This window comes from Delftia sp. NA_296.1 (genome assembly GCF_052692095.1).
In genome coordinates, this window is sequence record NZ_JBQZGF010000014.1 from 46,724 (window position 1) to 62,718 (window position 15,995).

The window sequence follows — 15,995 nt, forward strand, 5'->3', positions numbered from 1 at the left end:
CTGGGCGGTTTGCTCGCTGCACTGAACCCCTGAACGGGGTGCTGGCATGCAACGGCTGAAAACACGTCCGCAGTTTCAGGCCGCCATGGCTGCCGGTACGGTATCGCGTACCGCGCATTTCGCCCTGCACCGTCTCGTTCTGACGGAGCAGGGCGGCGCCATGGCGCCACCGACAGGGCCCGGGTCGCAAGACCCGCAGGCCCTGTTCGGCGTTGGCGCCGTGCGCCAGGATGCCTGGCTGGGCGCCATGGTGCCCAAGCGCTGGGCGCGCCGCTCGGTGACGCGACACACCATCAAGCGGCAGATCTATGCCGTGGGCAGCGAGCATGAGACCCTGATGCTCCAAGGCGCCCATGTGGTGCGGCTGCGCTCGGGCTTTGACCGGCGCCAGTTCGTGAGCGCCACTTCTGATGTGCTCCGGCAGGCCGTGCGCGCCGAGCTGCAGCAGTTGTTCGCCTATGCGGCGAAACGCCTGTCGCAGCCTGCGCCCGAGCTGCCGCAGCCCGCACAGGAACGCGCCGCAGCCGCTGGCGAGAGCATCGGGGTTGCGCCATGATGCAGCGGCTGCTGATGGCGCTGGTGCGCGGCTATCGGCTGATGCTCAGTCCCTGGCTGGGCTCGGCCTGCCGCTTCACGCCCACCTGCTCGGCCTATTCCCTTGAAGCGTTGGAGCAACACGGCGCTGCGGTAGGCTCCTACCTGACGCTGCGCCGCCTGGCGCGCTGTCATCCGTGGTGTGACGGGGGGCATGACCCTGTGCCAGAGCAAAAGCCCAGGCTGTTCACCAGCCTGACGGCTGCGCCCGAAAACACCCAACCTTCCTCACCTAAGAAGTCTTCATGAACGATATTCGCCGCACCATCCTGTGGGTGATATTTGGCTTTTCGCTGGTCTTGCTATGGGACAAATGGCAAGTGCACAGCGGCAAGAAGGCCACTTTTTTCCCCGCGCCTGCCGTCGCCACGGCCCCGGCACCTGAAACGGGCAAGGCGCCCGGCGATGCCAGCGTGCCCTCGGCGGCTGCTGCGGCAACAGCCGGTGCCGGCGAAGTGCCTGGCGGCGCGGCCGCCGCGCCCGAGGCAGCCCCGCGCCAGAACGTCACCATCAGCACCGACGTGCTGCGCCTGACTTTCGACAGTCAGGGCGGCACGCTGCGCCATGCCGAACTGCTCAAGTACGCGGATTCCGTGCACAAGGACAAGCCCGTGGTGCTGTTCGACGAGAGCGTGCACCGCGTGTACCTGGGCCAGTCGGGCCTGATCGGCGGCGGTTTCCCCACGCACAAGACGACCATGACCGCGCTGCCCGGCGCGCGCGAGCTCAAGGACGGCGAGGACCAGATGGAACTGCGCTTCGAGTCGCCCGACATGGGTGGCGTGAAGCTGGTCAAGATCTGGACGCTCAAGCGCGGCGCCTATGACATCGGCGTGCGCCATGAAGTGGTGAACACCGGCACGGCGGCCGTGAGCCCGCAGCTGTACCTGCAACTGGTGCGCGACGGCAACAAGCCCGAAGGCGAACAGTCCACCATGTACTCCACCTTCACGGGCCCGGCCGTCTACACCGACGAGAAGAAGTACCAGAAGGTCGAGTTCAAGGACATCGAGAGCGGCAAGGCCAGCGTCGAGAAGTCGTCCACGGGCGGCTACGTGGCCATGGTCCAGCATTACTTCGCCAGCGCCTGGCTGCTGGCCGAAGGCATCCAGCGCGACAACTTCCTGCGCAAGGTGGACAACAACCTCTACGCCGTCGGCATGATCACGCCGGTGGGTACCATCGAGCCTGGCCAGAGCAAGAGCGTGGAAGCGCGCCTGTTCGCCGGTCCCCAGATCGAAAAGCGCCTGGAATCGCTGGCGCCCGGGCTGGAGCTGGTCAAGGACTATGGCTGGCTGACCATCCTGGCCAAGCCGCTGTACTGGCTGCTGGACAAGCTGCACGGCTTCCTGGGCAACTGGGGCTGGTCCATCGTGGCCCTGGTGCTGCTGCTGAAGATCGCCTTCTACTGGCTCAATGCCAAGGCCTACTCCTCGATGGCCAAGATGAAGGCCATCAACCCGCGCATCATGGAAATGCGTGAGCGCCTCAAGGACAAGCCCCAGCAGATGCAGCAGGAGATGATGCGCATCTACCGCGAGGAAAAGGTCAACCCCATGGGCGGCTGCCTGCCCATCATCATCCAGATCCCGGTATTCATCGCGCTGTACTGGGTGCTGCTGTCCAGCGTGGAAATCCGCAACGCGCCCTGGATCGGCTGGATCACCGACCTGTCGGCCAAGGATCCTCTGTTCATCCTGCCCGTGCTGATGACCCTGTCCTCGCTGCTGCAGACCGCGCTGAACCCCGCTCCGCCGGATCCGATGCAGGCCAAGATGATGTGGATCATGCCCCTGGTCTTCAGCGTGATGTTCTTCTTCTTCCCGGCCGGCCTGGTGCTGTACTGGCTGACGAACAACATCCTGTCCATCGCCCAGCAGTGGATCATCAACACCCGCATGGGCGTGCCGCCGCAGTTCAACCTGCCCAAATTCGGCAAGTCCACGCCGGCCAAGTAAGCCTGCGAAGGCCCTGGCTCCAAAGCCCGCTTCGGCGGGCTTTTTCATGGGCGGCCTATCATCGGCGGCCTGAAATCCCTCCCAAGAAAGCTCCATCCATGCTGCCCCGCCACAACGACCCCATCGCCGCCATCGCCACCGCCCCGGGGCGGGGTGCCGTGGGCATCGTGCGTGTGTCCGGCAAGGGCGTGGCGCCGCTGGTGCGGGCGCTGTGCGGGCGCGACCTCAAACCGCGCGAGGCCACCTATCTGCCGTTTCGCGATGCCCAGGGCGGCCCCATCGACCACGGCCTGGCCCTGTTCTTCCCGGCGCCGCACAGCTATACCGGCGAGGATGTGCTGGAGTTGCAGGCCCACGGCGGCCCCGTCGTTCTGCAACTGCTGCTGGCGCGCTGCCTGGAGGCTGCGCAAGCCTCGGCAGAAGGCCATCGCAGCGTGCTGCCGGGCCTGCGCCTGGCCCAGCCCGGTGAATTCACCGAGCGTGCCTTTCTCAACGACAAGATCGACCTGGCCCAGGCCGAGGCCATTGCCGACCTGATCGACGCCAGCACCGAGGCCGCCGCGCGCAGTGCGAGCCGTTCGCTGTCGGGCGCTTTTTCCGAGGAAATCCATGGCCTGCGCGACGCGCTGGTGCACCTGCGCATGCTGGTCGAGGCCACGCTGGACTTTCCCGAGGAAGAGATCGACTTCCTGCAAAAGGCCGATGCCAGCGGCCAGCTCGCGCGGCTGCGCGGCAGGCTGGACCAGGTGCTGTCGCGCGCCCACCAGGGGGCGCTGTTGCGCGAAGGCATCAAAGTCGTGATCGCGGGCCAGCCCAACGCGGGCAAGAGCTCGCTGCTCAACGCACTGGCCGGTGCGGAGCTGGCCATCGTCACCCCGATTGCCGGCACCACGCGCGACAAGGTGCAGCAGACCATCCAGATCGAGGGCGTGCCCCTGCATGTGATCGACACGGCAGGCCTGCGCGAGAGCAGCGACGAGGTCGAGCGCATCGGCATCGCGCGCGCCTGGGACGAGATCGCCGCGGCCGATGCCGTGCTCTTCCTGCACGACCTCACACGCATGGGCGAGCACGACTACCTGGCGGCTGATGCCGCCATTGCCGAAACCCTGGCCCAGAAGCTGCCGCGCCAGGTGCCCGTCATCGACGTCTGGAACAAGACTGATCGCGCGGAACCCGCCCGGATGCAGGAGCATGGCGGCCGTGAAGGCAGCGTGGCACTGTCGGCACGCACGGGCGACGGCCTGGATGCCCTGCGCCGGCGCCTGCTGGACGTGGCCGGCTGGCAGTCGGCCCCAGAAGGCCTGTACCTAGCACGCGCGCGTCATGTGGAGGCGCTGCAGGCCGTGGCCGCCCACCTGCAGGAGGCCGAGCTGCAACTGGCGGCCCAGGCCGCCCACCTGGACTTGCTGGCCGAGGAACTGCGCCTGGCCCAGGTCTCGCTGAACTCCATCACCGGGGAATTCAGCTCCGACGATCTGCTGGGCGTGATCTTTTCCAGCTTCTGCATCGGCAAGTGACCGGGCTGCCGGATGGCCCCGACCCCATTCACACAGCCAGCAGAGTTGCTGCAATACTTATCTTTTGCTACAAAATTTGCCACCGAAAACCCGCTTGTCGGCATTGGCGTGCCCGCTGCCGTCGCTTAGCATGCGGCGTGCCGCAGCGGCCCTCGTCGCTGCCTGCCGCCGGGCGCAGCCCTGGCGCGGGTGCGCGGCCCACTTCGAACCGGATCCGCCATGTCTTCTTCCTCCCACAATGATTTGCGGCCACTGGCCCAGGCCATGTCGTCGGCCGTGGCTGTCGATGGTGTGCAGAACGCGCTGACCTTGGAGCAATGGGATCTGCTGGCGCCCTACCTGGTGCCGGTCATGCTGGCGGCGGGCGAGCTGCTGTTTGCCGAAGGTTCGCTGGACCGCAATCTGTACTTCGTGGAGTCCGGCAGCCTCAGCGTGCACTACCAGGATGCGAAGGAGCGCATCCGCCTGGCCATCGTCGGCCCGGGTTCCATCCTGGGCGAGGGCGCCTTCTTCGCCCACCGTGCGCGCCATGCCACCGTGCAGGCGGCTGCGCCGGGACGGCTTTGGTGCCTGACGGCCATGCGCTTCGCCGAACTCAGCAATCGCCAGCCCGGTGTGGCGCTGGCCCTGGTCATGGCGGCCGGCCAGGTGCTTGCCCGCCGTGCGGTGGACAGCCGCCGCCGGGTGGCCAGTACCTGAAAGGCTCCCGGGCAGCACCTGGGGCGGGGCGCTCTGCGGGCGCGGGGCGGTGACAGGCCGGCCTTTGCGCTGCGACAAATTGATACAGCGGTTTTGCTGCGCCCGTGCTCGAAATGTCGCAAAGTTGCAGGCACAATGCCGCGAGTTTGTGACTATTCGTGACAATGAGAGCCCCCATGTCTGTGTTCAACTGGTTTTCCCGCAAGCCTGTGCCGGAGCAGGGCCGTGGTTCGCCCGGAGACGATGGCCAGGCCAGTGCCGTGGCGCGTCGTGATGCCGGGCCCGGCGGGCGCCGCAGCGAGCGTTCCGAGCGCCGTGAGCAGCTCTACGGTGTGGTGCGCGATGTCATGGTGCGTGCCGGTGTGTTGTCGGCCAGCTACAAGTTCAAGGTGCTCTCGCTGGACAACGTGGGTCAGCGCTTCGTGGTGATGATGGACCTGGCGCGGGCCTATGCCAGCGAAACCGCGCGGCTCAGCGAGATCGAGGCCATGCTGGCCCAGGCGGCCAAGGCCCGCATGGGCGCGGTCGTGACGGCCGTGTACTGGCGGGTCAGCGACCAGAACGCTGCAGCCCAGGCCCAAGCCCAGGTGCATTCCGCAGCGACGCGCGCCCCGCGTCCCGCCCCGCCCATGGCCGTCCCGTTGGCGGCCGCGATGGAGGCGGCAGCGCCCCAGCGCCGCAGGCAGGATATGGCGCCGTTCGAACCCATAGACGATCAGGAAATGGCGGCCTTCAAGCTCGCCGTGGCGGCCATGCCCGCAGCCGGGCGGGGAGCGGGTTCTGCAGGCTCTGCTGCAGCGGCTCCCGCTGGTGTGCGCCGCTCGGGCCCCTTGCTCGGGCCGGGCGCAGGCGATCGCGGTGCGGACTTTCCCCACAGCACGCTGGACCACCTGGACCTGGGTGTCACCCAGTACGGCGAACTGCGCTGACCGGGCTGCGGCCTGGCTCAGTGGCCGGCGAAATCCACCAGCGTGAAGAGCGGCAGTCCGCTATCGCGCAGCAAGGTGGAGCCGCCCAGCTCGGGCAGGTCCACGATGGCCGCGCCCTCGATCACGGTGGCGCCGAGTTTTTCCAGCAGCCGCTTGCCGGCCATCATGGTGCCGCCGGTGGCGATCAGGTCGTCGATCAGCAGCACGCGGTCGCCCGCCTTGACGGCGTCGGTGTGCAGCTCCACGGTGGCACTGCCGTATTCGAGTTCATAGGTCTCCTCCACCGTGGTGAAGGGCAGCTTGCCCTTTTTGCGGATGGGTACAAATCCCACGCCCAATTCGTGGGCCACCACGGCGCCCAGGATGAAGCCGCGCGCATCGAGCCCGGCCACCACATCGGGGCGCATGCCGCGCTGCATGTAGCGGTGCACGAAGGCGTCGGTCATCACGCGAAAGACCTGCGGGTCCTGCAGCAGCGGCGTGATGTCGCGGAACTGCACGCCGGGCGCCGGCCAGTCGGGAACGGTGCGTATGTGCGTGCGCAGGTAGTCGTTGACGCTGGGGGTGGTATGCATGGCGCTGGATCGGGGGCTGGAGAAGACGGGCCAGTGTACCCAGGCGCCCGATGGCGACCGCCGCCGCCGGATGGCCAGACCGCCTAAAATCATCCAGATGAATTCTGATGCTGCCACCCTGGATGCGCTGGACACGCCCCGTGCCCTGCGCCTGGCCCGCGACACCCTGGGCATCGAGGCCGATGCCCTTCAAGCCATGTCGCAGCGCCTTGATGGCGTGTTCGGCGAAGTGGTGCAGCGCATCCTGCGGCTGTCCGGCCGCGTCGTCGTGATGGGCATGGGCAAGAGCGGCCATGTCGGGCGCAAGGTGGCCGCCACCCTGGCTTCCACGGGCACGCCTGCGTTCTTCGTGCATCCGGCCGAGGCCAGCCATGGCGATCTGGGCATGGTGACCGGCATTGACCTGGTGCTGGCGCTGTCCAACAGCGGCGAGGCCGATGAGCTCGCTGCGCTGCTGCCGGCCATCAAGCGCCAGGGCATACCCCTGGTGGCCATGACCGGCGGCGCGCAATCCACGCTGGCCCGCCATGCCGACTGGGTGCTGGACACCCGTGTCGAGCGCGAGGCCTGCCCCCTGAACCTTGCACCCACGGCCAGCACCACGGCGCAGATGGCCATGGGCGACGCCCTGGCCGTGGCCCTGCTCGATGCGCGGGGCTTTGGCGCCGAGGACTTTGCGCGCTCCCATCCGGGCGGCGCGCTGGGCCGCAAGCTGCTGACCCATGTGCGTGATGTCATGCGCAGCGGCGATGAGCTGCCGAAGGTCGGGGCCGACGCCAGCTTTGTCGAACTGATGCGCGAGATGAGCGCCAAGGGCCTGGGCTGCTCGGCCATCGTCGATGCGGCAGGCGTGCTGCAGGGCATCTTCACCGACGGAGACCTGCGCCGCCGCGTGGAGGCCGGCACCGACCTGCGCGCGCTGCAGGCCGGCGATGTCATGCACAAGGGGCCCCGCACCATCGCAGAAGACGCGCTGGCCGTGGACGCCGCCAGCATGATGGAGGAGCACGGCATCACCGCGGTGCTGGTGGCGGATGCGCAGCGCCAGCTGCGCGGCGTGGTCCATATCCGCGACCTGATGCGCGCCAAGGTGATCTGATGGCACGCGCTCCTTTGACGCCCGTGCAGAACTGGGACGCACAACTGCTGCTGCTGGCACAGGATGTGCGGGTGGCCTTCTTCGATGTCGACGGCGTGCTCACCGATGGCGGCCTGCTGTTCTCTGGCGAAGGCGAGGTGCTCAAGCGCTTCAACACGCTGGACGGCCATGGCCTGAAGCTGCTGCAAAAGGCCGGCATCACGCCCGCCGTGGTGACGGGCCGCGATTCGCCGGCCCTGCGCCTGCGGCTGAGCAACCTGGGCGTCACGCATGCGCGCTTTGGCACGGAAGACAAGGTGCCTGCCGCCGAGGCCATTCTGGGCGAGCTGGGCCTGCAGTGGCACCAGGCGGCAGCCATGGGCGACGACTGGCCCGACCTGCCCGTGATGCGGCGCTCCGCCTTTGCCTGCGCGCCGGCCAACGCCCATGACGAGGTGCTGGCCGTGGCCGACTGGATCACGCCGCGCAGCGGTGGCGAAGGGGCGGTGCGCCAGCTGTGCGACCTGCTGCTGGCCGCGCGTGGCGCCTATGCCGGGCTGCTGGCGGAATACGCATCATGATCCAGGCTTGGCGCCGCGTCGGTGACCGGCTTTCCCTGTACCTGCCCGTGCTGCTGATGGGCCTGCTGGCGCTGGGCACCTGGTGGCTGGTGCGCAATGCACCGCAACCCGTGGCCAGCGGCACCGAAAAGGCCGTGGCGCATGAGCCCGACTACTTCATGAAGGATTTCTCGATCAAGAGCTTCGACGCCACGGGGCGGCTCAAGAGCCAGATCGAGGGCAGCATGGGCCGCCACTATCCGGATACCGACACCCTCGAAATCGACAACGTGCGCATGTTCGCGGTCTCGCCTGAAGGCCGCATCACGCGCGGCAGCGCCAAGCGGGCGCTGAGCAATGCCGATGGTTCCGAGGTGCAGATGTTTGGCAATGCCGTCGTCACGCGCGAGCCATTTGTGACAGCAGGTAAACAACCGCAGCCGCAGTTGCAGTTCCAGGGCGAATTCCTTCACGCCTGGCCCAACGAGGAAAGAGTGAGTTCCAACCAGCCCGTGGTGCTGACCCGTGACAAGGACCGTTTCACGGCCGACAGCATGCAGTACAGCAACCTGGATCTGGTGATGAAGCTGCAGGGCCGCGTGCGCGGCACCCTGCAGCCGTCCAGGACCAAGTAAGGCGCCAGCGCAAGCGCAGGCCTGCCGATGGAGAACAAGCCATGACGACATCCTCGCGCAGCCCGGCACCGCTGGCCTTCATCACCGGCGCATCCAGCGGCATAGGCCAGGCCTTGGCCTGGCATGCCTACCAGCAAGGCTGGTCGCTGGCACTGGTTGCCCGGCGTGGCGACGTGATGGCGCAATGGGCTGCGCAGCAGGGCCTGGAGGCGCCGCGCTTCGCCATCTACGAGGCCGATGTGGCCGTGCCCGACAGCATCATCGCTGCCGCCCGGCGCTGTGAGCAGCAGCAGGGCCTGCCCGATGTCGTGATTGCCAATGCCGGCGTCAGCTGGGGTGTGGACACCTCGATGCGCGAGGATATCGACACCATGCAGCAGGTGCTGGCCGTCAACACCATGGGCGTGGCGGCCAGTTTCCATCCCTTTATCGCGCCCATGGTGCGGCGTGGCAGCGGGCAGTTGGTCGGTATCGCCAGCGTGGCCGGGCTGCGCGGCCTGCCGGGACATGGTGCTTATTGCGCCAGCAAGGCTGCAGTCATTGCCTATTGCGAAAGCCTTCGCGGTGAATTGCGCAGTAGTGGCGTAAAAGTCACTACATTGCTTCCTGGTTATGTAGATACACCCCTCACACGCGGTAACCGCTATGGCATGCCATTCCTATTGCAACCCCATGAGTTTGCTGCAAGGGCCTGGCGTTCCATTGATGCCGGGCGCAGCTTGGCCATCATCCCCTGGCAAATGGCGTGGGTTGGCCGTTTGATGAAAATTCTGCCAAACCCCTTGTTTGATCGGCTGCTTGTAGGACGAAAGCGCAAACATCGTCATTCGAAAAATCCCTGAAGCTCGTCGTGCTCAGGGAATATGTTCATGCATAAACTTGCACCCGCAAAAAAGGCTCCCTGAAGGAGCCTTTTCTTGTTTGGGAGAACATGGAGACCGGGGTCTCATTCTCCGTTGTTATTGTTGTTTCCCCAGCCGCCGCCACGGCCGCCATTGCGTGGGCCGGAGCCATAGGGGCTGCGGAAACCACCATCGCCACGGCCGCCGTAGCCGCCGCCTCCACCGCCGTCACCACGGCCATAGCCACCACCGCCGCCGCCATCGCTGCGTCCGTAGCCTCCGCCATCACCGCGGCCACCGCCACCGTAGCCACCGCCGCCGCCATCACCACGGCCATAGCCGCCACCACCACCGCCGCCGCCAAAGCCGCCCGAGCGCGGGGGACGAGGCTCCATGGGGCGCGCTTCGTTCACCACGAGGCTGCGTCCGCCCAATGGCTGGCCATTCATGCCTTGAACGGCTGCCTGCGCCTCGGCATCGCTGCCCATTTCGACAAACCCGAATCCCTTGGAGCGGCCTGTGTCGCGTTCCATCATGACCCGGGCGCTGGTGACAGCGCCGAACTGGCTGAATGCCTGCTCCAAGTCGTTGTCACGCACACCATAGGGAAGGTTGCCGACGTAAAGCTTATTGCCCATCAAAAACTCCTCAACTCCTCAATGCTCACTGGTTTGCGCTCGGCTTCAGGACGCACAGACATCAGGTTCTTTGTATACAAGAGCCTGTCCAACCTTCCTAAACACATAGCGTTCGAACGGGTCTGCCCGAAACCAAATTATGAAGCACAAAAATCAAAAAGATAAATGCTCGAAAACACAAGCTGATAACGTTTGGCAACAAAAAAGGGGCCCGAAGGCCCCATTTTTTTGCTAACGCAAGCTCTAAGCGAGTGCTTAGTAGCTGTTGCGACGGCCGCCGCCACCGCCGTAGCCGCCGTCACGGTTGCCGCCGCCGAAGCCGCCGCCACCGCCGCCACCACCAAAGCCGCCGCCGAAGCCGCCGCTACGGGGAGCGCGGGGCTCCATCGGACGGGCTTCGTTGACCACCAGGTCACGGCCGCCGCGGTTTTGGCCGTGCAGGCCTTGGATAGCAGCTTGTGCTTCGGCATCGCTGCCCATTTCGACGAAGCCGAAACCCTTGGAACGGCCGGTGTCGCGCTCCATCATCACTTTGGCGCTGTTGACGGCGCCGAATTCGCTGAAGGCTTGCTCCAGATCGCTGTCACGGAAGGTGTACGGCAGGTTGCCGACGTAAAGCTTGTTGCCCATGGAGGACTCCTGAAAAAACTGGAAAACGCGATGGAGCCCTAGGGAGTCAACACGGGATGACAACGTTAGAGACGCAAACGCACTCGCCCTCATTGAGCCGAAGCCCGAACGAAAGCCTGCCCATTATGTGGCAGAAGTTTTCGCACGTTATTACTGTTTCGCAAAAATTCGTCGTGCCCGCCACAGAATGCCCCTGGGAGTAACCCTGAAATTGCGGCAGCGCATAAGCAAGTGCCGTGGCGGCAGTGGTGGTCGGCATGCGGATCGGGGTGCTGCTATGATCGCCGCCTCAGTCTTTGGGGAGTAGATCGTTCGGCTCAGTAGCCGGATGCATGCGTCAACAAACTTGGGCCTTCGCTGGCCTATGGCGTATGCGGCGCGCAGTGCAATGCTGCGTGTGACCGATCGAGACCATTGACCGCGCACCGATCCAAAGGCCGGAGTCGGAGCGTGGTCAATGCGTGCTCTATCCGGCCGGATAAATCCCCACACCATGGAAGCCTTCCTGATTTCAACCTCCGTCGTCGCACTTGCCGAGATGGGGGACAAGACCCAGCTGCTGTCGCTGGTGCTCGCCGCGCGTTTTCGCAAACCCTGGCCCATCGTTGCGGGCATTTTCGTGGCCACGCTGGTCAACCATGCGCTGGCCGGTGCCGTGGGCGCCTGGATCACCAGCTACCTGGGCGAGAACGCCATGCGCTGGATCCTGGGCCTGTCCTTCATCGCCATGGCGATCTGGATGCTGATCCCCGACAAGCTCGACGAGGACGAGGTCTCCGGGCATTCGCGCTGGGGCGTCTTCGGCACCACGCTGGTGGCTTTCTTCCTGGCCGAGATGGGCGACAAGACGCAGATTGCCACCGTGATGCTGGCGGCCAAGTACAACGCCTACCTGTGGGTGGTGGCCGGCACCACGCTGGGCATGATGCTGGCCAACGCGCCTGTGGTGTGGCTGGGCGACAAGCTGGTCAAGCGCGTGCCCATACGCCTGGTGCATGTGGTGTCGGCCGTGATCTTCCTGGTGCTGGGCGTGCTGGCTCTGTTCCTTCCGGGGACGGGTGTTTTGGCATAATGAGCCTTCATGCGCCGATTTGCTTCTGCTTGCGGGCGCTTTATAAATCCTGCTAAAGACGACACCAGAGAACCCGGCCTCGTTTTTAGCGATGCCGGGTTTTTTCATGTCCTTCATCGCCACACCACAAACCATGCACTTCGACGAGCCCCTGCCGCTGCAGGGCGGCGGCTCGATCCGGGACTACGACCTCGCCTACGAGACCTACGGGCAGCTCAATGCCGATCGCAGCAACGCGGTGCTGGTGTGCCATGCGCTCAATGCCTCCCACCATGTGGCAGGCGTCTACGAGGGCCAGGCCAAGAGCGAGGGCTGGTGGGACAACATGATCGGCCCGGGCAAGCCCGTGGATACGAACCGGTTCTTCGTGATCGGCGTGAACAACCTGGGCTCGTGCTTTGGCTCGACCGGCCCCATGCACGCGCATCCCGACACCGGCAAGATCTATGGCGCCGACTTCCCCGTGGTCACGGTGGAGGACTGGGTGGACGCCCAGGCCCGGCTGCTGGACCGGATGGGCATTGGCCAGCTGGCCGCCGTGCTGGGCGGCAGCCTGGGCGGCATGCAGGCGCTGTCGTGGTCGCTGCGCCACCCTGACCGCATGCGCCACGCCGTGGTCGTGGCCAGCGCGCCCAACCTCAATGCCGAGAACATCGCCTTCAACGAGGTGGCGCGCCGCGCCATCGTCACCGATCCGGATTTCCACGGCGGGCATTTCTACGAACACGGCGTGGTGCCGGCGCGGGGACTGCGCATCGCCCGCATGATCGGCCACATCACCTACCTCAGCGACGACGTGATGAACCAGAAGTTCGGCCGCCAGCTGAGGGAGGGGCTGGACCTGAAGTACAGCACGCAGGACGTGGAGTTCCAGATCGAGAGCTACCTGCGCTACCAGGGCGAGAAGTTCAGCAGCTACTTCGACGCCAACACCTACCTGCTGATCACGCGTGCGCTCGATTATTTCGACCCGGCGCGCGCGCATGGCGGCGACCTGACCCGGGCGCTGTCCGTGGCCAAGGCCGGCTTCCTGCTGGTGAGCTTCACCACCGACTGGCGCTTTGCCCCCGCGCGCAGCCGCGAGCTGGTCAAGTCGCTGCTGGAGAACAACCGCGACGTCAGCTACGCCGAGATCGACGCGCCCCACGGCCATGACGCCTTCCTGCTCGACGACCCCCGCTACATGAAGGTGATGCGCTCCTACTTTGACAACATCGCCCAGGAAACCCCGACAGCCGCCAAGGAGGCCGCATGACCGAGCTGAACACCATGCAGGCGATTGCGCGCCTGATCCCCAAGGGCTCGCGCGTGCTCGACCTGGGCTGCGGCGACGGCGCCCTGCTGTCGCACCTGCAGCGCGAGCGCGGCTGCACCGGCTACGGCGTGGAGCTGGACGACGCCAATGTGCTGGCCTGCGTGCGCCGGGGCGTGAACGTGCTGCAGCTGAACCTGGAGGACGGCCTGGCCATCTTCCAGGACAACAGCTTCGACGTGGTGCTGCAGATCGACACGCTGCAGCATCTGCGCAATGCCGAGACCATGCTGCAGGAGACGGCGCGCATCGGGCGCGCGGGCATCGTCGCCTTCCCCAACTTCGCGCACTGGCCCAACCGCCTGTCCGTGCTGCGCGGGCGCATGCCGGTGACGCGGCGCCTGCCCTACCAGTGGTATGACACGCCCAATATCCGCGTGGGCACCTACAAGGACTTCGAGGTGCTTGCCACCCGCAACCGGCTGCGCATCCTGGACTCCTTCGGCCTGCAGGATGGCCGCAGCGTGCGCACCCTGCCCAATCTCAGGGCGGGCACGGCCGTCTTCCATTTCGAGCACGCCTGAGCGGCGGTCCGGGCCATGCCCGTGTCATGGGTGGCGCGCACAATCGACGGATTGCGAACCCGAAAGGCAGACATGAACCGCTTCCCACGCCGCTGCGCGCTGGCCCTGGCCGGCGCGGCCGCCGGCCTGCTGCTGGCAGGCTGCGCCACGCCGCAGGCCGCCAATTCCCCATCGCAGGCCGCGGACTGGCCTCCCCGGCCCGCGCTGATCGCGCACCGCGGCGCATCGGCACTGCGGCCAGAGCACACGCTGGAGGCCTACCGGGAGGCCATACGCGCGGGCGCCGACTTCATCGAGCCCGACCTGGTCATCACGCGCGATGGCGTGCTGGTGGCGCGGCATGAGAACGCCATCGCCATCCTCGCGGCCGACGGCAGCCTCAAGGAGGCCACCACCAATGTGGCCGACCGTCCCGAGTTCGCGGCGCGCAAGACCACCAAAACCATCGACGGGCAGGCGATCACGGGCTGGTTCGTGGAGGATTTCACGCTGGCCGAGCTGAAGACGCTGCGTGCGCGTGAGCGCATCCCGGCAATCCGCCCGGCGAATGTGCAGTTCAACGACCGTTTCGAGGTGCCCACGCTGCAGGAGGTCATCGACCTGGCAAAGGCGGAGAGCGCGCGCACGAACCGCACCATAGGCATCTATCCCGAGACCAAGCACCCGAGCTACTTCCAGTCCATCGGCCTGCCGCTGGAGCCCGCGCTGCTGAAGCTGCTTGCGGACAACGGCTGGAACCATGCGCAGGCGCCAGTCTTCGTGCAGTCCTTCGAGGTCGAGAACCTGCGCTGGATCCGCGCGCGCAGCAGCCTGCGCCTGGTGCAATTGCTGGCGCCCAAGGGCAAGCCCTATGACAGCGTGGCACGCGGCACGGGCCCCGGCTATGCCGACATGGTCACGCCCGCAGGCCTGGCCGAGATTGCGCGCTATGCCAACGGCATCGGGCCGAGCAAGAGCATGGTGATCCCCGTGGTACAGGGTGCTAATGCCGCGCCCACGGCACTGGTGGCCGATGCCCACCGTGCGGGGCTGCTGGTCCATCCCTGGACGCTGCGGCCCGAGAACGCCTTCCTGCCCCTGAGCCTGAAATCGCCGCCCGCACAGGACGGCACCCGGCGCGGCAATGCGCGCGCCGACATGGACGATTTTCTGCGCACGGGCATCGATGGCATCTTCACCGACGATCCGTCGGTGGGGCGCGCGGCCATCGATGACCTGCTCAAACCGAAGCCTTGAGACGGCGCGCCGCCGCGCGCCGGCCTGCTGCCTGCGCCTGCTCCAGCCACTGCTGCACACGGGCGGCCTCGGCGCCGAGCACGGGGCCGAAGCTGTGTATGCGCACGGGCCGGATGCCGCTGAATTCCAGGATGGCGCGGCGCATCTGGTGGTGGCCCGGCATGTGCGCCACCCAGCGGTAGTACCAGGGCGGTGAATCCATGCTCACCAGCAGGTCGGCCGTGCGGCCGGCCAGCAGCCGGTCCCACAGCACCGAGCCCTTGCGGTACTTGAACGCGAAGCCCGGCAGAAAGATGCGGTCGATGAAGCCCTTGAGCAAGGCCGGCAGGCCGCCCCACCAGGTGGGATAGGCCCAGGCCAGGTGGCTGGCCCACAGGATGTCGGCCTGGGCCCGCTGCAGGTCAGGCTCCAGGGGCTGGTCCTGGCGGTAGCCGGCATGCAGCAGCGGGTCGAAGTCCAGTTCGCCCAGGCGCAGCAGGCGTACCTCGGCGCCGCTGTCGCGTGCGCCCTTTGCGTAGGCGTCGGCCAGGCCTGCGCACAGGCTGCTGGCCGACGGGTGGCCGAGGATGATCAGGATGCGCTGGGGATGCGTATCGGCAGGGGGATGGGCGGTGCTTGGAGACATGGAGCCCATGTTCGCCTTGCCCCTTGGGGCAGGGTCAAGCCCCGTGCTCAGGCCCCGGGCTCAGGCCAATGCGGATTCGCAGGCGCCCTGGGTACCTTCCGTCTCCAGGCTGCATTCGAGCAGTTCGCGCTCCAGCGCCGCCAACTGGGACTGCTGTGCCTGGAGGCGCCGGATTTCTGCCTGAACCTGGCTGCTGCGCTCGCGCAGCAGCCGGGCCAGGGCTTCCCAGCTTGTGGCCTCATGGATGCGGTGCAGGCCGTGCAGCTCGTCCAGCCGAAAGCCCAGTCCCAGCGCCTGGCGTATGCGCTGCACAAGCACCAGGTCCTGCTCGCCATAGATGCGGTAGCTGCCTGCCCGTGCCACGGCGCCGAGCAGGCCCCGTGATTCATACAGCCGGACGGCCTTGGGCGAGCAGCCGGCGCGTCGGGCGAGTTCTCCGATATACATGGCGCGATCGTAGTCGTTGGCGGCGGGGTGTCCGGGGTCCGTGCCGCCTTGGCGCACAATGACCGGATCGCGGCGCTGGCTTCGCTCGAACGGTGCGCCGACCCATGACACGAGGACCCGC

At 66.5% G+C, this 15,995-nt stretch carries 19 protein-coding genes; 14 read left to right on the forward strand and 5 right to left on the reverse strand.

The window, feature by feature from the left end; translation table 11 throughout:
* Positions 1-46 precede the first annotated feature (46 nt).
* The 6 genes from ACUTR7_RS26730 to ACUTR7_RS26755 all read left to right on the forward strand — a co-directional run bounded on the left by ACUTR7_RS26730 (position 47) and on the right by ACUTR7_RS26755 (position 5,700).
* On the forward strand, positions 47-556 hold the full coding sequence (locus ACUTR7_RS26730) for a ribonuclease P protein component (protein ID WP_012207855.1): 510 nt from the start codon (positions 47-49) through the stop codon (positions 554-556).
* Positions 553-843 (forward strand): membrane protein insertion efficiency factor YidD, encoded by a 291-nt coding sequence (yidD, locus tag ACUTR7_RS26735; RefSeq protein ID WP_012207854.1) that lies wholly within the window; start codon positions 553-555, stop codon positions 841-843. Before ACUTR7_RS26730 ends, yidD begins: the two co-directional genes overlap by 4 nt.
* Entirely contained in the window at positions 840-2,552 is a 1,713-nt protein-coding gene (gene yidC, locus ACUTR7_RS26740; protein WP_013804811.1) for a membrane protein insertase YidC, read from the forward strand. Before yidD ends, yidC begins: the two co-directional genes overlap by 4 nt.
* Before the next feature lie 98 nt (positions 2,553-2,650).
* Complete coding sequence (gene mnmE, locus ACUTR7_RS26745) at positions 2,651-4,072, forward strand: tRNA uridine-5-carboxymethylaminomethyl(34) synthesis GTPase MnmE (RefSeq protein ID WP_445610214.1); 1,422 nt, start codon at positions 2,651-2,653, stop codon at positions 4,070-4,072.
* Between the two features lie 219 nt (positions 4,073-4,291).
* On the forward strand, positions 4,292-4,771 hold the full coding sequence (locus ACUTR7_RS26750; protein WP_013804809.1) for a Crp/Fnr family transcriptional regulator: 480 nt from the start codon (positions 4,292-4,294) through the stop codon (positions 4,769-4,771).
* A 176-nt stretch (positions 4,772-4,947) separates the two neighbouring features.
* Positions 4,948-5,700: a hypothetical protein gene (locus tag ACUTR7_RS26755; RefSeq protein WP_065344995.1), complete on the forward strand. Its 753-nt coding sequence runs from the start codon at positions 4,948-4,950 to the stop codon at positions 5,698-5,700.
* Between the two features lie 17 nt (positions 5,701-5,717).
* Here ACUTR7_RS26755 and ACUTR7_RS26760 read toward each other — a convergent pair whose 3' ends face one another.
* Complete coding sequence (locus ACUTR7_RS26760; RefSeq protein ID WP_012207849.1) at positions 5,718-6,275, reverse strand: adenine phosphoribosyltransferase; 558 nt, start codon at positions 6,273-6,275, stop codon at positions 5,718-5,720.
* 97 nt (positions 6,276-6,372) lie between these two features.
* Between ACUTR7_RS26760 and ACUTR7_RS26765 the strand changes: the two genes are divergently transcribed.
* Genes ACUTR7_RS26765 through ACUTR7_RS26780 form a run of 4 tightly spaced genes read left to right on the forward strand, consistent with a single transcriptional unit; the run spans position 6,373 to position 9,390 of the window.
* Positions 6,373-7,374: a KpsF/GutQ family sugar-phosphate isomerase gene (locus ACUTR7_RS26765; RefSeq protein ID WP_216295439.1), complete on the forward strand. Its 1,002-nt coding sequence runs from the start codon at positions 6,373-6,375 to the stop codon at positions 7,372-7,374.
* On the forward strand, positions 7,374-7,934 hold the full coding sequence (locus ACUTR7_RS26770; protein ID WP_012207847.1) for a KdsC family phosphatase: 561 nt from the start codon (positions 7,374-7,376) through the stop codon (positions 7,932-7,934). Before ACUTR7_RS26765 ends, ACUTR7_RS26770 begins: the two co-directional genes overlap by 1 nt.
* Positions 7,931-8,548 carry an LPS export ABC transporter periplasmic protein LptC gene (lptC, locus tag ACUTR7_RS26775; protein ID WP_013804806.1) on the forward strand — a complete coding sequence of 206 codons (618 nt, stop codon included), beginning with the start codon at positions 7,931-7,933 and terminating at the stop codon, positions 8,546-8,548. The genes ACUTR7_RS26770 and lptC overlap by 4 nt, the downstream gene beginning before the upstream one ends.
* A 41-nt stretch (positions 8,549-8,589) precedes the next feature.
* Positions 8,590-9,390: an SDR family oxidoreductase gene (locus tag ACUTR7_RS26780; RefSeq protein ID WP_099751012.1), complete on the forward strand. Its 801-nt coding sequence runs from the start codon at positions 8,590-8,592 to the stop codon at positions 9,388-9,390.
* 104 nt (positions 9,391-9,494) lie between these two features.
* On the opposite strand, the gene ACUTR7_RS26785 is transcribed toward ACUTR7_RS26780, so the two are convergent.
* A complete protein-coding gene (locus tag ACUTR7_RS26785) occupies positions 9,495-10,028 on the reverse strand; it encodes an RNA recognition motif domain-containing protein (RefSeq protein ID WP_071953977.1) in 534 nt (177 codons plus the stop codon).
* 255 nt (positions 10,029-10,283) lie between these two features.
* On the reverse strand, positions 10,284-10,658 hold the full coding sequence (locus ACUTR7_RS26790; RefSeq protein WP_012207843.1) for an RNA recognition motif domain-containing protein: 375 nt from the start codon (positions 10,656-10,658) through the stop codon (positions 10,284-10,286).
* Between the two features lie 493 nt (positions 10,659-11,151).
* On the opposite strand from ACUTR7_RS26790, the gene ACUTR7_RS26795 reads away from it, so the two are divergent.
* From ACUTR7_RS26795 to ACUTR7_RS26810, 4 genes are all read left to right on the forward strand, one after another.
* A complete protein-coding gene (locus ACUTR7_RS26795; protein WP_034397481.1) occupies positions 11,152-11,730 on the forward strand; it encodes a TMEM165/GDT1 family protein in 579 nt (192 codons plus the stop codon).
* Positions 11,731-11,836: 106 nt separating this feature from the next.
* The gene (gene metX, locus ACUTR7_RS26800) at positions 11,837-12,985 is read left to right on the forward strand and encodes a homoserine O-succinyltransferase MetX (protein WP_445610215.1); all 1,149 of its coding nucleotides are present in this window, start codon (positions 11,837-11,839) and stop codon (positions 12,983-12,985) included.
* Positions 12,982-13,566 carry a methionine biosynthesis protein MetW gene (metW, locus tag ACUTR7_RS26805; protein WP_216295436.1) on the forward strand — a complete coding sequence of 195 codons (585 nt, stop codon included), beginning with the start codon at positions 12,982-12,984 and terminating at the stop codon, positions 13,564-13,566. Before metX ends, metW begins: the two co-directional genes overlap by 4 nt.
* Before the next feature lie 72 nt (positions 13,567-13,638).
* Positions 13,639-14,802 (forward strand): glycerophosphodiester phosphodiesterase, encoded by a 1,164-nt coding sequence (locus tag ACUTR7_RS26810; protein WP_445610216.1) that lies wholly within the window; start codon positions 13,639-13,641, stop codon positions 14,800-14,802.
* Here the strand turns inward: ACUTR7_RS26810 and ACUTR7_RS26815 are convergent.
* Complete coding sequence (locus tag ACUTR7_RS26815) at positions 14,786-15,436, reverse strand: NAD(P)H-dependent oxidoreductase (protein ID WP_063328580.1); 651 nt, start codon at positions 15,434-15,436, stop codon at positions 14,786-14,788. The genes ACUTR7_RS26810 and ACUTR7_RS26815 overlap by 17 nt on opposite strands.
* 51 nt (positions 15,437-15,487) lie before the next feature.
* Positions 15,488-15,985 (reverse strand): MerR family transcriptional regulator, encoded by a 498-nt coding sequence (locus ACUTR7_RS26820; protein WP_445610217.1) that lies wholly within the window; start codon positions 15,983-15,985, stop codon positions 15,488-15,490.
* Between the last annotated feature and the right edge of the window lie 10 nt (positions 15,986-15,995).